Annotated in this window: 14 protein-coding genes and 1 pseudogene; 4 read left to right on the forward strand and 11 right to left on the reverse strand. The window is 70.2% G+C overall.

Annotated features, from left to right (window positions below):
- Positions 1–12 precede the first annotated feature (12 nt).
- From ACIA77_RS14920 to ACIA77_RS14945, 6 genes are all read right to left on the reverse strand, one after another.
- On the reverse strand, positions 13–1,740 hold the full coding sequence (locus ACIA77_RS14920) for a TIGR03767 family metallophosphoesterase (RefSeq protein ID WP_395886413.1): 1,728 nt from the start codon (positions 1,738–1,740) through the stop codon (positions 13–15).
- Between the two features lie 149 nt (positions 1,741–1,889).
- On the reverse strand, positions 1,890–2,327 hold the full coding sequence (locus tag ACIA77_RS14925) for a DUF4190 domain-containing protein (protein WP_395886414.1): 438 nt from the start codon (positions 2,325–2,327) through the stop codon (positions 1,890–1,892).
- Positions 2,328–2,417: 90 nt separating this feature from the next.
- Positions 2,418–3,200: a carbohydrate ABC transporter permease gene (locus ACIA77_RS14930; RefSeq protein WP_395886668.1), complete on the reverse strand. Its 783-nt coding sequence runs from the start codon at positions 3,198–3,200 to the stop codon at positions 2,418–2,420.
- Positions 3,201–3,229: 29 nt separating this feature from the next.
- Positions 3,230–4,141: a carbohydrate ABC transporter permease gene (locus ACIA77_RS14935; protein ID WP_395886415.1), complete on the reverse strand. Its 912-nt coding sequence runs from the start codon at positions 4,139–4,141 to the stop codon at positions 3,230–3,232.
- The gene (locus ACIA77_RS14940; protein WP_395886416.1) at positions 4,138–5,442 is read right to left on the reverse strand and encodes an ABC transporter substrate-binding protein; all 1,305 of its coding nucleotides are present in this window, start codon (positions 5,440–5,442) and stop codon (positions 4,138–4,140) included. The genes ACIA77_RS14935 and ACIA77_RS14940 overlap by 4 nt, the downstream gene beginning before the upstream one ends.
- Positions 5,443–5,541: 99 nt before the next feature.
- Complete coding sequence (locus ACIA77_RS14945; RefSeq protein ID WP_395886417.1) at positions 5,542–7,170, reverse strand: long-chain fatty acid--CoA ligase; 1,629 nt, start codon at positions 7,168–7,170, stop codon at positions 5,542–5,544.
- Positions 7,171–7,633: 463 nt separating this feature from the next.
- On the opposite strand from ACIA77_RS14945, the gene mihF reads away from it, so the two are divergent.
- The 3 genes and pseudogenes from mihF to ACIA77_RS14960 all read left to right on the forward strand — a co-directional run.
- The gene (gene mihF / locus ACIA77_RS14950) at positions 7,634–7,945 is read left to right on the forward strand and encodes an integration host factor, actinobacterial type (RefSeq protein WP_204093133.1); all 312 of its coding nucleotides are present in this window, start codon (positions 7,634–7,636) and stop codon (positions 7,943–7,945) included.
- Between the two features lie 95 nt (positions 7,946–8,040).
- The gene (locus tag ACIA77_RS14955) at positions 8,041–9,195 is read left to right on the forward strand and encodes an isochorismate synthase MenF (RefSeq protein WP_395886418.1); all 1,155 of its coding nucleotides are present in this window, start codon (positions 8,041–8,043) and stop codon (positions 9,193–9,195) included.
- Between the two features lie 10 nt (positions 9,196–9,205).
- Positions 9,206–9,430: pseudogene (locus ACIA77_RS14960) on the forward strand (chorismate-binding protein); the annotation flags it as partial.
- 4 nt (positions 9,431–9,434) lie between these two features.
- Here the strand turns inward: ACIA77_RS14960 and ACIA77_RS14965 are convergent.
- Positions 9,435–10,124: a 4'-phosphopantetheinyl transferase family protein gene (locus tag ACIA77_RS14965; protein WP_395886419.1), complete on the reverse strand. Its 690-nt coding sequence runs from the start codon at positions 10,122–10,124 to the stop codon at positions 9,435–9,437.
- 138 nt (positions 10,125–10,262) lie between these two features.
- Between ACIA77_RS14965 and ACIA77_RS14970 the strand changes: the two genes are divergently transcribed.
- Positions 10,263–11,432 (forward strand): acyl-CoA dehydrogenase family protein, encoded by a 1,170-nt coding sequence (locus ACIA77_RS14970; protein WP_395886420.1) that lies wholly within the window; start codon positions 10,263–10,265, stop codon positions 11,430–11,432.
- Positions 11,433–11,518: 86 nt separating this feature from the next.
- Here ACIA77_RS14970 and ACIA77_RS14975 read toward each other — a convergent pair whose 3' ends face one another.
- Genes ACIA77_RS14975 through ACIA77_RS14990 form a run of 4 tightly spaced genes read right to left on the reverse strand, consistent with a single transcriptional unit; the run spans position 11,519 to position 14,814 of the window.
- Positions 11,519–11,839 carry a hypothetical protein gene (locus ACIA77_RS14975; RefSeq protein ID WP_204093137.1) on the reverse strand — a complete coding sequence of 107 codons (321 nt, stop codon included), beginning with the start codon at positions 11,837–11,839 and terminating at the stop codon, positions 11,519–11,521.
- A 46-nt stretch (positions 11,840–11,885) separates the two neighbouring features.
- On the reverse strand, positions 11,886–12,533 hold the full coding sequence (locus ACIA77_RS14980; RefSeq protein ID WP_395886421.1) for a TetR/AcrR family transcriptional regulator: 648 nt from the start codon (positions 12,531–12,533) through the stop codon (positions 11,886–11,888).
- Positions 12,530–14,074 carry an ATP-dependent acyl-CoA ligase gene (locus tag ACIA77_RS14985; RefSeq protein ID WP_395886422.1) on the reverse strand — a complete coding sequence of 515 codons (1,545 nt, stop codon included), beginning with the start codon at positions 14,072–14,074 and terminating at the stop codon, positions 12,530–12,532. Before ACIA77_RS14985 ends, ACIA77_RS14980 begins: the two co-directional genes overlap by 4 nt.
- Positions 14,071–14,814 (reverse strand): enoyl-CoA hydratase/isomerase family protein, encoded by a 744-nt coding sequence (locus ACIA77_RS14990; RefSeq protein ID WP_395886423.1) that lies wholly within the window; start codon positions 14,812–14,814, stop codon positions 14,071–14,073. Before ACIA77_RS14990 ends, ACIA77_RS14985 begins: the two co-directional genes overlap by 4 nt.
- Positions 14,815–14,827: the final 13 nt, after the last annotated feature.

A 14,827-nucleotide genomic window follows, 5' to 3' on the forward strand; every position in this document is an offset into this window, starting at 1 on the left:
CCTCCGGCGTAATCAACCGAGCGGGTTGGTGAGCAGCAGCTCCGTGTTGTGGTCGACGGCGGCGCCGACGCGGCCCAGGTCCACGTGGATGTCGTTGTAGGACAGCTCGCGGTACAGCGACGCCAGCGCAGCGGGCGTGCGCGCCGAATAGTCGACGGCGTAGGGCGCGTCGGCCTCGATCAGCGTGGTGAAGATCGACAACGTGCCGTCGCCGTTGTCGGTGAGCTCGAGCACGCGGGCGTGCTGCGGGAAGTCGATGTGGGAGGCCGTGTTGATCTCCCAGAAGCTCTGCGCGGGCGTCTTGCCGACGTGCGGGGTGATCTTGTTGAGGTGCGTGTGCCCGTTGACCCACGCCACGACGTTCGGGAACCGGTTCAGCAGCCCGACGAACGCGTCGCCGTTCAGGCGCGGTTCCAGCAGGTGGCGCGAGTCCGGCAGGAGGTTGCCCATGGTCCCGCTCGTGTGGTGGCTGAAGAGCACGAACAGCTCGTCGCTCACGTGCTGAGTCACCTTGCGGCCGAAGAAGTCGTAGTACGTCGAGCAGTTGCGCTTCAGCGTCGTCTCGACCCAGGTGAACTGGCCGAGCCCGATCGAGCCGTCGGCGAACCCGCCGAGCGTGGTGGTGTCGAGGCTGACGCCCGTGACGCCCGGCGCGATGCGGAACGTGTAGTAGACGTCGCGGCCGTCGGCGTTGTTCGCGGTGAACCCGTGGCCGGCGGGGCCCGGGCCGGTGTTGCCGGCTTCGAGGTGGGCCGACACGAACTCCGCCGTGGTGAACGGGCGGCGGCGCGCGTCGGGCGTGACTTCGCGGATCGTGCCGGAGCCGCCGAACAGCTCGGTCAGCGGCACGCTCTGGCCGTCGGTGATGGCCGTGCCCAGGTTCTTCGCGGTGGTCTCGTCCTTGCCGATCACCTTGTACCGGCCGGTGTAGAAGTTCTCGATGCCGGGGAGACCCTCCGGCAGCGTGCCCACCACGCTGTCGTCGTGGTTGCCGAACGTGCAGAACCACGGCACGTCCAGTCCCGGCGCGGTGAACGGCGCGATGCCGCCCTCCAGCAGGCCCGGCAGCTGCGGGAAGCCCTTCTTCGTGTAGTCGTCGTCGAGCCGGGCCGACGGGTTCCAGAACGCGTCGTTGCCGGACGCCTGCACGCCTTCGTACCGGCTGAGGTCACCCGAGTTCGGGGTGATGGCGCCACCGTTGAGGCTGGTCAGGAACCAGTCGAGCTCGATCAGCTCGTGGTTGTCGGTGTTGTCGCCCGTGGTCACGAGGAAGTCGAACGGCCGCCCGGTGAACGGTCCCTTCGCGACGCTGTTGACCCGCTGCACCAGCGCGCTGGTGGCCACCGTGCCGAGTGCCTCCTGCGGCCGGTGCGCCGAGCTGACGTACGGGTGCAGGTACTCAAAGCGTGCGGGCGACTCCGTGTCGGTGATGTGCAGGTCCGTGAACTGCACGAACGCGCTCAGTGCCTGCCGCCGGTCGTCGCGGCCGTCCTTCGGCTCCGCGAGGTCGGCGCGGACCACGAGCGGCCAGCCGGGGCCGCCGGTGAGCCGGCTGTAGGTGGCCGTGCCGGGAGTGACGGCCGTGGCGACCTGGTCGAGCGTGGTGCCCGTGGTGCTGACGGTGCGGGCGGCCGTGCGCTTCAGCGCCCGGTCGAGCGCGTTGGCCGTCGGCGTGCACAGCAGCAACCCCACGCCGGCGGCGCCCGCCGCGGTGAACGTCCGCCTGGTCAGCTGGGCCATCTGCGCTCCCCGGTGTCAGCTGCCCAGCACGCTGCCGGACGGCGGTGGACCTCCGGTGAACACAACGCGAATAACGCTCACATTCACCGTGACAGTGCGGCTGACTTTGTCACAGCGATGGGGGCGCGGCTACCCGACGAAGGGCGGGTTCAGCAGTAGAGCGCGCACTCCGTGCTCGTCGCGGCGATCGCCACGAAGAACAGGATCAGGATGATCACGGCCGGGATCGCGGCGATGATCCCGCACACGAGCCCGGCGATGCCCATGCCCTGGCCGGTGTAGCCGGGCCGCGCGCCCTGCACCATCCCGCCCCACGACAGCCCGATCGCGGCGATCGCCACGACCACGTCGAAGAACGGCACCCAGAACGTGAGCAGCGCGACGATGCCGACGATCATCCCCGCGACCGCGAGCCCGCTCGTGCGCAGCGGCATCCCGTACACCGGCGGGTACGGCATCGGCTGCGGCCCCGAGTACGGGTTGTACGGCACGGGCAGCGGCGCCGACGGCTGCCGCTGCGGCACGGGATAACCGTCGGCCCCGTAGTACTGGCCCTCGCCGTGGGGCCGCTGGTAGGGATCGGTCATCGGGTGCTCCTGCTCCGGACGTCGGGTACGAACGAGCTTATGCGGACAGACCGGTCGAGGGGACCGGAATCGGCGGATCAACCGCGCGGTTCAGCCCTTCAGGCCCGACTCGGTGACGCCGCGCACGAGGTAGCGCTGCAGGAACGCGAACAGCAGCACGATCGGCAGGATCGACAGCGCGGCGGCGAGGAAGAGCAGGTTCAGCTGCGGGTTCTGCGACGTCAGCAGCCCCGACAGCGCCACCTGCACCGTCCACGAGTCCGGCGACTGGGCGATGATCAGCGGCCACAGGAAGGCGTTCCAGCTGCCGATCACGGAGATCACCGCGATCGCGGCGAAGAAGCCGAGCGAGTTCGGCACGACGATCCGGCGGAACACGCCCCAGCGCGACAGCCCGTCGACGCGGCCGGCTTCCTCCAGTTCGCGCGGGAAGTCCAGGAAGTACTGGCGGAACAGGAACACGCTGAACGCGCTGAACAGCCCCGGGATCACGAGGCCGCGGAAGTCCGAGAGCCAGCCGAGCGTGGACACCACGACGAAGCTCGGCACGAACGTGACCGACGTCGGGATCATCAGCGTCGCGAGCACCGCGTAGAACACGGCTTTCGAGTAGCGGTACGGGATCCGCGCGAGGCCGTAGCCGGCGAGCGAGCACACCACGAGCAGGCCGGCCGTCTGCAGCGTCGCGACGATCGCGGAGTTCGGCAGGCTGCGCGCGAACGGCACGTCCTCCAGTGCGAACAGGCGCGTGAAGTTCTCCCAGTGCACGGTCTTCGGCCACAGCGTCCAGTTCGGCGCCGTGATCTCCGCGCGGGAGGCGAGGCCGTTGCGCAGCAACAGGTAGAACGGCAGCAGGAACAGCACCGCGGCCACGATCAGCGCGGTCCAGCGCAGGACGGCCCTCACAGCGCACTCCGGTCGAAGCGCAACACCCGGCCCTGCAGCAGGGTCACCAGCGCGATGAGCAACGCCAGCAGCACGGCCCCGGCGCTGCCGCGGCCCAGGTCCTGGCCGCCGGAGCCCAGCGACGTGTAGTACAGGTACACCAGCGGCGGCCGCGCGAAGGGCGGGTAGCCGCGCGAATCGCCCATGATGTTGTAGAACTCGTCGAACGCCTGGTACGCGTTGATCAGGTTGAGCAGCAGCACGGCCACTGACGTCGCGCGCAGCTGCGGCAGCGTGATGTACCGGAAGACCTGCCAGCCCGGTTTGGCGCCGTCGAGCCACGCGGCTTCGTAGAGCTGGCCCGGAATGCGTTGCAGCGCAGCGAGGAAGAGGATCAGGTAGAAGCCGAGCTGCAGCCACAGCCGCGCCGTGACCAGCACGATCCAGTACAGCGGCGGGTCGACCGTGCCCGTCCAGGCCACCGGGTCGACGCCGAAGAAGCCCAGCACGGTGTTCGCCAGGCCGTAGCGCACGCCGGAGAACAGCGACGTCTTCCAGATCAGCGAAGCCACCACGTAGGAGCACGCGAACGGCAGGAAGAACACCGAGCGGAAGAACGCCTGCGCGAACCGCAGCTGGTTGACCCCGACCGCGAGCGCGAGGGACAGCACGTACGTCAGCGGCACGATCGCCACCGCGAACGCGCTGAACGTGCCGAGGCTCGCCAGGAACGGCCCGTCGGTGAGCATGTGCGCGTAGTTGTCCAGGCCGACGAACACGCTCGGGGTCACCGTGTTGCGCGCGTCGAAGAACGACAGGTACACGCTCCAGCCGATCGGCAGGTACGCGAACACGGCCAGCCCGATGAGGAACGGCCCGACGAACCCCCAGAACGCGAGCGTGTCCCGGGTCTTCCGGGACATTGTCATCCGAACAGGCGCTTCAGCTCGGACTTGGCGACGTCGACCGCGGTTTTCGTCTGCGCCACCGGGTCGGCGCCCTCCTTCGCGATCTTCGCGACGGCGTCCGACAGCGCGGTGTTCGCCTGCTGCGTCCACACGGGACCGCCGACGAGGTGGCTGTTCTCCTTCACGAACCGGGCGACGTCGGCCGCCGGGCCCGAGCGCAGGGTGTCGGCCTTGTCGATGAGGCTCTGGCGCGCCGGCACGTGGAAGCCGAAGCGCGTGGCGAACTCCAGCTGGTCGGCCGTCTGGTCGATCCACAGCCACTTCACGAAGGCCTTGGCTTCGTCGAGGTGCTTGCTCTTCGCGTTGACCATCGAGCCGTACGCGCCGACGGGCACGGAGGGCGCGCCGCTGTTGTCCAGCTTCGGGAAGGGGAGCACGGCGAAGTCGTCGTTGAGCGCGTCGCGGATCTTCGGCATGTTCCACAAGCCGGTCCACTGCATCGCGCACAGGCCGTCGACGAACGCGCCCGGGTCGGACCAATCCGTGGGCGCGCCCAGCAGCAGCGACCCGTTGGCGTTCAGGGCGCGCAGCTTGCCGAACACCGTCGCCGCGCGCGGGTCGTCGAAGCCGACCTCGCGGTTGCCGGGCTTGAGGTAGTCGAGCCCGGCCGACCACAGCAGCGGCCCGGTCAGCGTCGCGACGCCGCCGTCGTTGCCCGCGAACAGGCCCTTCACGCCATCCTTCGACAGCTTGCCCGCGGCGTCGATCAGCTCGTCGACGGTCTGCGGCGGCTGCACGCCCGCGGCCTGCAGCAGGCTCGGGCGGTAGAAGAGCACCTGGGTGTCGGTGGCCTGCGGGATGCCGTAGACCTTGCCCTCCACGGTCTGCGCGGCGAGCACGGCGGGGCTGAAGTCGTTTTTCACCGGGGCGATGAGGTCGTCGAGCGCCACCACCTGGTTCTGGCGCACCCAGTCGATCTTCACCTGGGCCTCGAAGACGTCCGGGATCGCGCTGTTCTGCAGCGCCGTGACGATCTTCGAATCGTAGTCACCCGGGTTCCAGCCGACCTTGACGGTCGCGCCCGGGTAGGAGGCCGCGTAGCCGCGCACGGCGTCCTGCACGCCGTCTTCGCCGTACGCGTGGTACCACTGCTGCAGCGTGACTTTCTGCGCCGCCTGCGTCGGCGGCGGGCCCGCCGACATCGCCGTGGACGGGGGCGGGTCGCCGGGGCGCCCGGTGTTCGAACCGCACGCGACCGCGACCGCGCCCACCGCCGCGGTCCCCGCCAGGGACAGGAACGACCTCCTGCTGCGCTGCTGCACCGGAAACTCCTTGCGAACGTGCCGACGGCTGTCCTCAGGGCGTCAAGACTCCCGCAAGACAGCCGCCGCATGATCCACGACGCGCCGGAGAACCGCCGGTTAGAGCTGTGAGATGTCGAGCTTCCCCTCGGAGTAGGACGCGCGGATGCGCTTCTTGTCGAACTTGCCGACGCTGGTCTTGGGCACTTCGTCGACGAACGTCCAGTTCTCCGGCAGCTGCCACTTCGCGACCTTGTCGGCCAGGTAGTCGCGCAGCTCCTCGGCCGAAACGGTCTGGCCTTCCTTGACGACGACGGCCACCAGCGGGCGCTCGTCCCACTTCTCGTCGGGGATGCCGACCACGGCCGCCTCGGCGACGGCCGGGTGGCCCATGACCTGGTTCTCCAGGTCGACCGAGGAGATCCACTCGCCGCCGGACTTGATCACGTCCTTGGCGCGGTCGGTGAGGGTCAGGAACCCGTCGGGGCTGATCTTGCCGACGTCACCCGTGCGCAGCCAGCCGTCGTGGAACTTCTCCGGGTCGATCTTGTCGCCGCCGTAGTAGGCGCCGGCGATCCACGGGCCCTGCACTTCGAGCTCGCCGACGGCTTCGTTGTCCCACGGCAGCTCTTCGCCGTTGTCCCCGATGAGCCGCGCGGCCACCGACGCCGGGAACCGGCCCTGCGTGTAGCGGTAGGCCCAGCGCTCCTCACCGGTCGCCGAACCCGGCGGCCGCGCGACGCTGCCCAGGGGCGACGTCTCGGTCATGCCCCACGCGTGCAGGATCGGCACGCCGTAGCGCTCCTCGAAGGCGTGCATCAACGACGGCGGCGCGGCCGACCCGCCGACGACCACCTCCCGCACGTGGGAGATGTCCTGCGGGTTCGCGTCGAGGTGGGCGAGCAGGCCCTGCCAGATCGTCGGCACGGCGGCGGCGAAGGTCGGCTTCTCGGCCGCCAGGATCGCGGCGATCGGCTGGGGCTGCAGGAACCGGTCGGGCATGATCAGCGACGCGCCGACCATCAGCGCCGCGTACGGCAGGCCCCACGACATCGCGTGGAACATCGGCACGATCGCCAGCGCCTTGTCCTCCTGGGCCAGGCCCATGCTGTCGGTCATGCAGACCTGCATCGAGTGGAGCCAGATCGAGCGGTGCGAGTAGACGACGCCCTTCGGGTCGCCCGTGGTGCCGGACGTGTAGCACATCGCGGCGGCCGAGCGCTCGTCGATCTCGGGCCAGTCGAACTCGCTCGGCTGGCCGGCCAGCAGCTCGTCGTAGGCGTGCACGGTGATGCCCTCGGGGGCCTCCAGCGCCTTCGCGTCGCCGTTGGCCACGATCACGTGCTTGACGGTCTTGAGGTTCGGCAGCTGCTTGGCCAGCAGCGGCACGAGCGTGCCGTCGACGAGCACCACGTGGTCCTCGGCGTGGTTCGCGACGAAGGTGAGCTGCTCGGGGAATAGTCGGATGTTCAACGTGTGCAGCACCGCGCCCATGGCCGGCACCGCGAGGTAGGCGGCCAGGTGCTCCGCGTTGTTCCACATGAACGTGCCGACGCGCTGGTCGCCGGTCACACCCAGGCTCCGCAGAGCGTTGGCCAGTCGCGCAGCGTGTTCACCGAGCTCCGCGTAGTTCTCCCGGCGCGCATCTGAACCGGTCCAGGTGATCACTTCGCTCTTCGCGTGCACCTTCGTGCCGTGCCGCAGCAGCTTCGCCAGCGACAGTTGCCCGTCCTGCATCGTGCTCAACATGGGTGACTCCCGTGGTGCTCGTTCGCCGGTGAACTGGGGTGCCGCAGACTCTAACGGCGGAGAGGGTCCGCGGGCATGGTCAACTCGGGCAACCGTTCGGTCACGGCCGTCCCCGTAACGGGTGGCTGCCGAGCTGGGTCATGATCAACTTCTTACCCTGCTTTTCCTTGCAGGGCAACAAAATATGTCGTCGTAACCGGTTCGAGATAGAGCCTCTTTCGGGTGAGGTAATGGCGCGGAAAACACCGGACGTCCGACGTTTCCGCAGGCCGTGAGGGGTCCCTTCGCGACTTGCCCACCGGGTGGTCGGAGGGTGATAAGTGCGTGTCGGTTGCGCGCGCTTGCGGGTCGTGGCGTTTACTGGGGCCGTGGTAAGAGACGGCTGGCCAGCGCTTGCGCTTGCAAGCATCGGGATAAAGCCGTCGGCCGCGAAAGCGGAGACCTGAGAGGAAAGGACACTACGTTGGCTCTGCCCACGTTGACTCCGGAGCAGCGCGCCGAGGCCCTCGCCAAGGCGGCAGAGGCTCGTAAGGCGCGCTCGGAGCTGCTCGCGTCGATCAAGTCCGGCACCACGAGCATCGAGAAGGTGCTCAAGCAGGCCAAGGAGAACAAGACCATCGGGAAGACGAAGGTCACCCAGCTGCTCAAGGCCGTCCCCGGCCTTGGCGCGGTCAAGGTCGCCGCGCTGCTCGAGCAGGCCGGGATCGACCCCGACCGCCGGGCCGCAGGCCTCGGCGAGCGCCAGCGCGAAGCGCTGATCGACGCGCTGAAGTAGGGGTCTCGGTCTCCCCGCGGGGAAGGTGTGCGCCGAAGGTGTTCTTCTGGCAACACTTTCCCCGCGGAGCTCCCGGATCCTGGGACGCTGGTCCGGTGACGACCAGTACCGCACCGGCGACCCCGGTCGAGACCACCGTCCGCTACCAGCGCGGCGACTTCCTGTTCGCGACGGCCCGGCGAGCACTCCTCGCCCAGGGTTCGATCGGCGCCGTGACCGACACCGACGCACGGCGCCTCGCTCGAACCGTGGCCGAGGAGCTGGATCGCTCCGGCGTGCCGCTCGCGGTGGGAGCGCTGCCCTTCGACACCGGTCCGGACACCACGACCCCGGGCCACCTCGTCCTGCCGCGCACCGTCCACCGGGCGCAGGCCGAGGCCGAGGGCGCCGCACCCGGCGCCCCCGAGGAGCTGCCCGCGCCGGCGGTGACCCGCGAGGTCCCGTCGGCCGACGGCCACAAGGCCAACGTGCGGGCTGCCGTTGCCGCGCTGCGCGACCGCGGCCTGCGCAAGGCCGTGCTGGCCCGTGCGCTCGAGCTCGAGTTCGACGCGCCGATCCCGGTCGCGTCGATCGTGCGCAACCTCGCGCGCGGCAACCCGCGCCACTTCACCTACGCCGCCGAGCTGCCCGGCGGCCGCACGCTCGTGGGCGCCACGCCCGAGCTGCTGCTCTCCCGCGCCGGCGACTCCGTGTACACGACCCCGCACGCGGGGTCCATGCCGCGCTCGGCGGATCCGGCGGCCGACCGGGCCAACGGCGAGGCGCTGCTGGCGTCGGCCAAGGACCAGGAAGAGCACGCCGTGGTCATCGACTACGTCGTGGAGGCGCTGCGGCCCTTCTGCCGCAAGCTGGACGTCCCGGCCGCCCCGGAGCTCGTCTCGACGCCCGCCATCTGGCACCTGCGCACCGCCATCACCGGCGAGCTGGTCGACCGCTCCGTGACCGCCCTCGACCTCGCCGCCGCCCTCCACCCGACACCCGCCATCTGCGGCACCCCGACCGCGCCCGCGCGCGACCTGGTCCAGGAACTGGAGCCGTTCGACCGCGGCTATTACGCCGGGACCGTCGGCTGGGTGGACGCGTCGGGTGACGGTGAGTGGGCGGTGGCGATCCGGTGCGCGGAGGTGGCGCAGACGTCGATGCGGCTGTACGCGGGTGGTGGGATCGTGCCGGCGTCGGATGCGCAGGCGGAGTTCGACGAGACGATCGCGAAGTTCCGCACGTTGCTGGGTGCGATGGGTCTGGACTAGCGGCTCACGGGAGCTGGAGCCGTTCGACCGCGGCTATTACGCCGGGACCGTCGGCTGGGTGGATGCGTCGGGTGACGGTGAGTGGGCGGTGGCGATCCGGTGCGCGGAGGTGGCGCAGACGTCGATGCGGCTGTACGCGGGTGGTGGGATCGTGCCGGCGTCGGATGCGCAGGCGGAGTTCGACGAGACGATCGCGAAGTTCCGCACGTTGCTGGGTGCGATGGGTCTGGACTAGCGGCTCACGGGAGCCAGTGTTCCTCCGTCACTTCCAGCTCCGACGCGGTCAGCGCCGCGACGGCGGCGCGGTGGCCTTCGGCGGCCTTGAGGTCGGCGAGGCGCGTCCGCGCGGGGTCGAGTGCCGGGTCGGTGGCGGACACGAGTGCGGCGGGCGCGTCGTGGGCCGAGAACGTGATGCTCTGCAGCGGGATCTTCAGGCCCTTGCCGGTGGCTTTCATGACGGCCTCCTTGCGGGTCCAGTAGACGAAGAACGCGGCGGAGCGCGAGGCCTCGGGCAGCTGGGCCACGGCGGCCTGCTCGGCCGGGCTCAGCGCGTACTCGATGAGCGACCGGTCGGCCTTGCGCGACGACGTCTCGACGTCCAGGCCGACCGGCACGCCGTCCGTGGCCGCCACGCCGACGAGGTTGCCGGAGTGCGAGATGGAGAGCGTGAGGTCCGAGCCGGGCACCGTGGGGCGGCCGTGGGGCTTGCCGCAGTCGGCGCAGGTGGCGTCGAAGACGACGGACTCCGGGGCGAGGCCCAGACGGGCGGCGGTGAGCGTCTTGGCCAGCACGCGGCCGGTCAGGAAGCGGCGCTTGTCCAGCTCCAGCCGGTAACCCTCGTAGCGGCCGTGCTCGAGCTCGTCGAGCAGCCGCAGGAAGCGGTCCTGCGCCGGCAGCGGCTCGGACCACCGAACCAAGATCTGCGTCACCTGGCACCCTCCTCGTCCACCCCCCGATCTTCCCGGCGCGGACGCGCGTTGTCACGGTAACCGGCCGGGTACTGGGGGACCCCGAGCCGACGCGGTACCCTCGACTAAGCAAGCGCTTAGCCGCACGAGGGAGACTCGATGGATTTCACCCTGAGCACCGAAGAACGCGAAGTGCGCGATTGGGTCCGCACGTTCGTCCAGCGCGAGCTCGTGCCGCGTGAGCAGGAGGTGCTCCGTCGCGAGCGCGCCGGTCAGCCCGGCGTCACCGCCGATGAGCTGCGCGAGCTGCAGCTCAAGGCGAAGGAGTCGGGTTTCTGGGGTGTGCTGACGCCCGAGGAGTACGGCGGCATGGGGCTCTCGGCCGTGATGGCCGCGCTGCTGGAGGCCGAGCTGGGCCGCACCTTCGTGCCTTTCCGCTTCGGCGGCGCCGCGGACAACATCCTGTTCCACGCCAACGAGGAGCAGAAGCAGACCTACTTGCTGCCGACCATCGCCGGTGACCGCAAGTCGTGCTTCGCCATCACCGAGCCGGGCGCCGGCTCCGACGCGAAGGCCATCCGCACCACCGCGCGCAAGGACGGCTCCGACTGGGTCATCAACGGCGAGAAGACCTTCATCACCGGGGGCAACGAGGCCGACTTCGTGATGGTCTTCGCCATCACCGACCCGGAGAAGGGCGCGAACGGCGGAGTCACGTGTTTCCTCGTCGACCGCGAGGCCGGCTGGAAGTCCGAGTACATCGACACGATGGGCGAGTGGGGCCCGGCTTCGCTGGTGTTCCAGGACGTCCGCGTGCCCGAGTCGCAGATCCTCGGTGAGGAGGGCCGCGGCTTCGAACTCGCGATGCAGTGGATCGGGCAAGGTCGCTACCTGCTGCCCGCTCGCGCGATCGGTTCGTGCGAACGGTTGCTGAGCATGGCCATCGAGCACGCCAACACGCGCGAGACCTTCGGCCAGAAGATCGCCGAGCGCCAGGCGATCCAGTGGATGATCGCGGACTCCGGCGTCGAGCTCGAAGCGCTGCGCTGGCTCGTGCTCAACGCCGCGTGGCAGGTGGACCAGAAGATGGATTCGCGGCACGCGCAGTCGATGGCGAAGCTCTACGGCGGCCAGAAGGCCAACGAGATCGTCGACCGCGTGCTGCAGATCCACGGCGGCATGGGCTACACGCGCGAGCTGCCGGTCGAGCGCTGGTACCGCGAGCTGCGGCTGCTGCGCATCTACGAGGGCACCGACGAGATCCAGCGCCGCACGATCGCGCGCAACCTCCTCAAGGGCCACGTGAAGGTCGGCGGCGCACTGGGCTGAACCAGCCCCGGAACGCCGTAAAGGCCTCGTGGCAGGACGCGCGGTCCGGCCACGAGGCCTTCACGAAGATTACGGGTGCTCAGGAACTACTTGCTGTTGCGGAGGGCGATCGGGACGCCGGCCAGGTCCTCTTCGTTGCAGAGCACCTTCACGTCGTAGTAGGGCGAACCCTGGCGGTCGTCGTAGTCGAGGTGGATCGCCAGCACGTCGAGCGGTTCACCGAGCCACTCCTGAGCCTGTCGTAGCCACACCGCGCAGCGCTCCAGTGCAGTCGGCAGATCGTCGTCGCGGAACTCGACCGGGCGATAGGGCACATCTTGTACCTGATCGCGGGGGTGGGAAGGAGCGGGCAGGCTAGGTGCGAGACCCGAGTCGTCCAGTTCCAGTTGGATCGTTTGCTCAGTCACCCTTCGAGCGTCCCCCACGCGAGGCCAATCAGCAAGGCGTACGACGCTAAAACCCCGGCTGAACAGGCACGTCCCACACCTGGGCGACGACTTCGAGACACTGTTCCAGGTCGGCGACGCGGACCGCGGCGGGGTGGCCGAGCGCGCCCAGCGCGAGCTCCGCGTAGTGCGTGGCCAGGCCTTCCGGCGGCAGCGCCCCGGCGGGCGAGTACCACCGCGCGACGCCGCTGCACATCTCCAGGAGAGCGAGCCGCGTCACGGCCGGGTGTGCGGTGTGGAACACGCCGGCCGCGACGCCGTCGGCGATGGTGTGGGACCACAGCGCTTCGTACTCGTCCCGCAGAGCGACGACCCGCGTACGCGCGGCATCCGAAAGCGCGTCGACTTCGTTGTCCACCACGCGGGTTTCGGCGGGCCGCGCGGCGTGCGCGAGCACGTGCAGCGCCACCAGCGAACGCAGCCGCGCCACGGGATCCACCGCGCCGGCGGTCGCCTTCGCCGCCGCGTCGAGCAGCCGCCGCAGCGCATTGGTCATGATCTCGACGAGCAGATCCTCCTTCGTGCCCATGTAGTGGTACAGGGTCGCCGACGACAGGTCGGCCTCCTGGGCGAGATCGCGGATCCCCGTGCCGTGGAAACCCTTGGCGGCGAACAGTTTCACCGCCGCCGCGCGCACGCGTTCGCCGCTGCTCACAGCCACGTCCCCGTCGTCCGGTCCCACGAGCCCGCGCGCAGGTCCGCGACCTTCCGCAACTCGCCCTTCGCGACGCGTTCAGATGGCGTCACCGGCAACTCGTCGGCGAACGCCCAGAACCTCGGCACCTTGAAGTACGCCAGCTTCTCCGCGCAGAACTCCGCCAGCTCCTCGGGCTTCGGCCGATCGCCGTTGCAGACGACGTACGCCTTCACCTCTTCGCCGCGCAGCTCATCGGGCACCGCGATCACCGCGGCGAGGCGCACGGCCGGGTGCAGCAGCAGCGCGCGTTCCACCTCGTCGGCGGAGACGTTTTCGCCGCTGCGCCGGATCATGTCCTTGGTCCGGCCGGCGAAGAACACGCGCCCGTCGGCGTCCATGCTCGCGAGGTCGCCGGTGTGGAACCAGCCGCCGGCGAACGCGCGCGCGGTGGCTTCGGGATCGTCGTGGTAGCCGTGCATCAGGCCGATGCCGCGGATGAGCAGCTCGCCGGTTTCCCCGCGGGGCAGGGGTTTCCCGTCCTCACCCGCGATCAGCACCTCGCGGTCGCGGCTCGGCCGGCCGATGCAGCCGGTGCCCACGGCGGCGTCGTGATCTGCTTCGGACACGCGGAGGTCGCCACCCGTCTCGGTCATGCCGAACGCCTCATACCACGGCGCGCCCCAGCGCTGTTCCAGCTCCGCGTGGAGTTCCCGCGGGATCGCGGACGCGCAGATCGCGCGCACGCGGTGGTGACGATCGTCGGGGTGTGGCGGCTGGCGCAGCAGCAACGCCGGCATCAGGCCGAGGCAGTAGAACCACGTGACGCCGTGCTCCCGGACCTTCGCCCAGAACGTGCTCGGGTGGAACCGGTCGAGCACCACGAGCGTCGCGCCGCCCGCGAGTCCCAACGCGACGTTCCACTGTGGATCGATGTAGTGGAACGGCTGCGCCGTCAGCAGCACGTCGTCCTCGCCCACGGCGGGGAAGTCCGTCGCGAGGCTCACCGCGAGCGTGGTCCAGTACCGGTGCGGCAGCACGCAGCCCTTGGGCGCACCGGTCGTCCCCGACGTGTACTGGATGTTCACGGGTTGCTCGGCGACCACGGGTCCGGTGGCCGCAGCCGGGTGCGGCGCCGGCGCGGTCAGGTCCGCCGGCGTCAGCACCCGCTCCACCGCGGTGCCGGGCGCGATCTTCGTCAGCAGCGCCACGAACTCCCCGCCCGCCACGGCGAAGCGCGCGCCGGAGTGGCGCAGCACGTGAGCGCCGTCGAATTCGCGGTAGTTGGTGTTCACCGGCACCAGCACCGCGCCGAGCTTCGCCAGCGCGAGCCACAGCAGCGGGAACTCCGGCTGGTTGCGCAGCATCACGGCGACGCGGTCACCGGGGCGCACACCCAGCTCGTGCAGCGCGGCGGCGAACCGGCCGCTGCGCTCGTCGACTTCGGCGAACGTGACGCGCTCGCCGGTCGAGTCGAACACCCACGCCGTCCGGTCGGGCCACAGCTGCGCGGCCCGACTGAGCAGCGCGACGAGGGTGTCCGCCCGCGCCAAGGGCTTCACGCCCGGCTCCGGAACGCCTCGGTGGACTCGCGCACGGCGGCCGAGTGCTCCGTGATCAGCGCGTGGCTGACCTCCAGTTCCAGCGCCGACTCGAGGGCGTGGTCGATCCCGGCGTCGAGCGCGCGCTTGGCCATCGTCGCGGCCTCCGCGGGGTGGTGCGCGATCTTCTCGGCCCAGCCCAGCGCCAGCGGCATGAGCTCACCGGCGGGCACGGCAGCGTTGACCAGCCCCAGCTCGTGGGCGCGCCGGCCGTCGACGCGATCGCCGAGCAGCAGCAGTTCCTTGGCCTTGAGCGGTCCGACGAGCAGCGGCAGCAGGCGCGAGGCCGCGCCGGTCACGCTCAGCCCGAGCGACACTTCGGGGAACGCGAACACGGCGTCCTCGGCGGCCAGCACGAGGTCGCAGCCGAGCGCGAACTCCGCGCCGGCGCCGATCGCGTAACCGTGCACCGCGGCGAGCACCGGCTGCGGCAGCGCGCGCAGCTTGCGGGTCACGTCCTGGAGCCGGTCCAGGCGGGCCCGTGAGTCGCCCTCGGGCGCCGGCTCCTTGAGGTCGTGGCCGGCGCAGAACGCGCGCCCGTTGCCCGACAGCACGACCACGCGGGCCTCGCTGCGCGCGACGCCGTCGAGTGCCGTCAGGAAGTCGTCCACCAGCACGGGCGCCACGGCGTTGAGCCGTTCGGGCCGGTTCAGCCGGATGTGCGCGATGCCGCCCTCGACGGCGAGGTCCACGGTGCTCATGCGGCGAGCCTAG

The sequence above is a fragment of the Amycolatopsis sp. NPDC051903 genome (assembly GCF_044452505.1).
Classification (GTDB): domain Bacteria; phylum Actinomycetota; class Actinomycetes; order Mycobacteriales; family Pseudonocardiaceae; genus Amycolatopsis.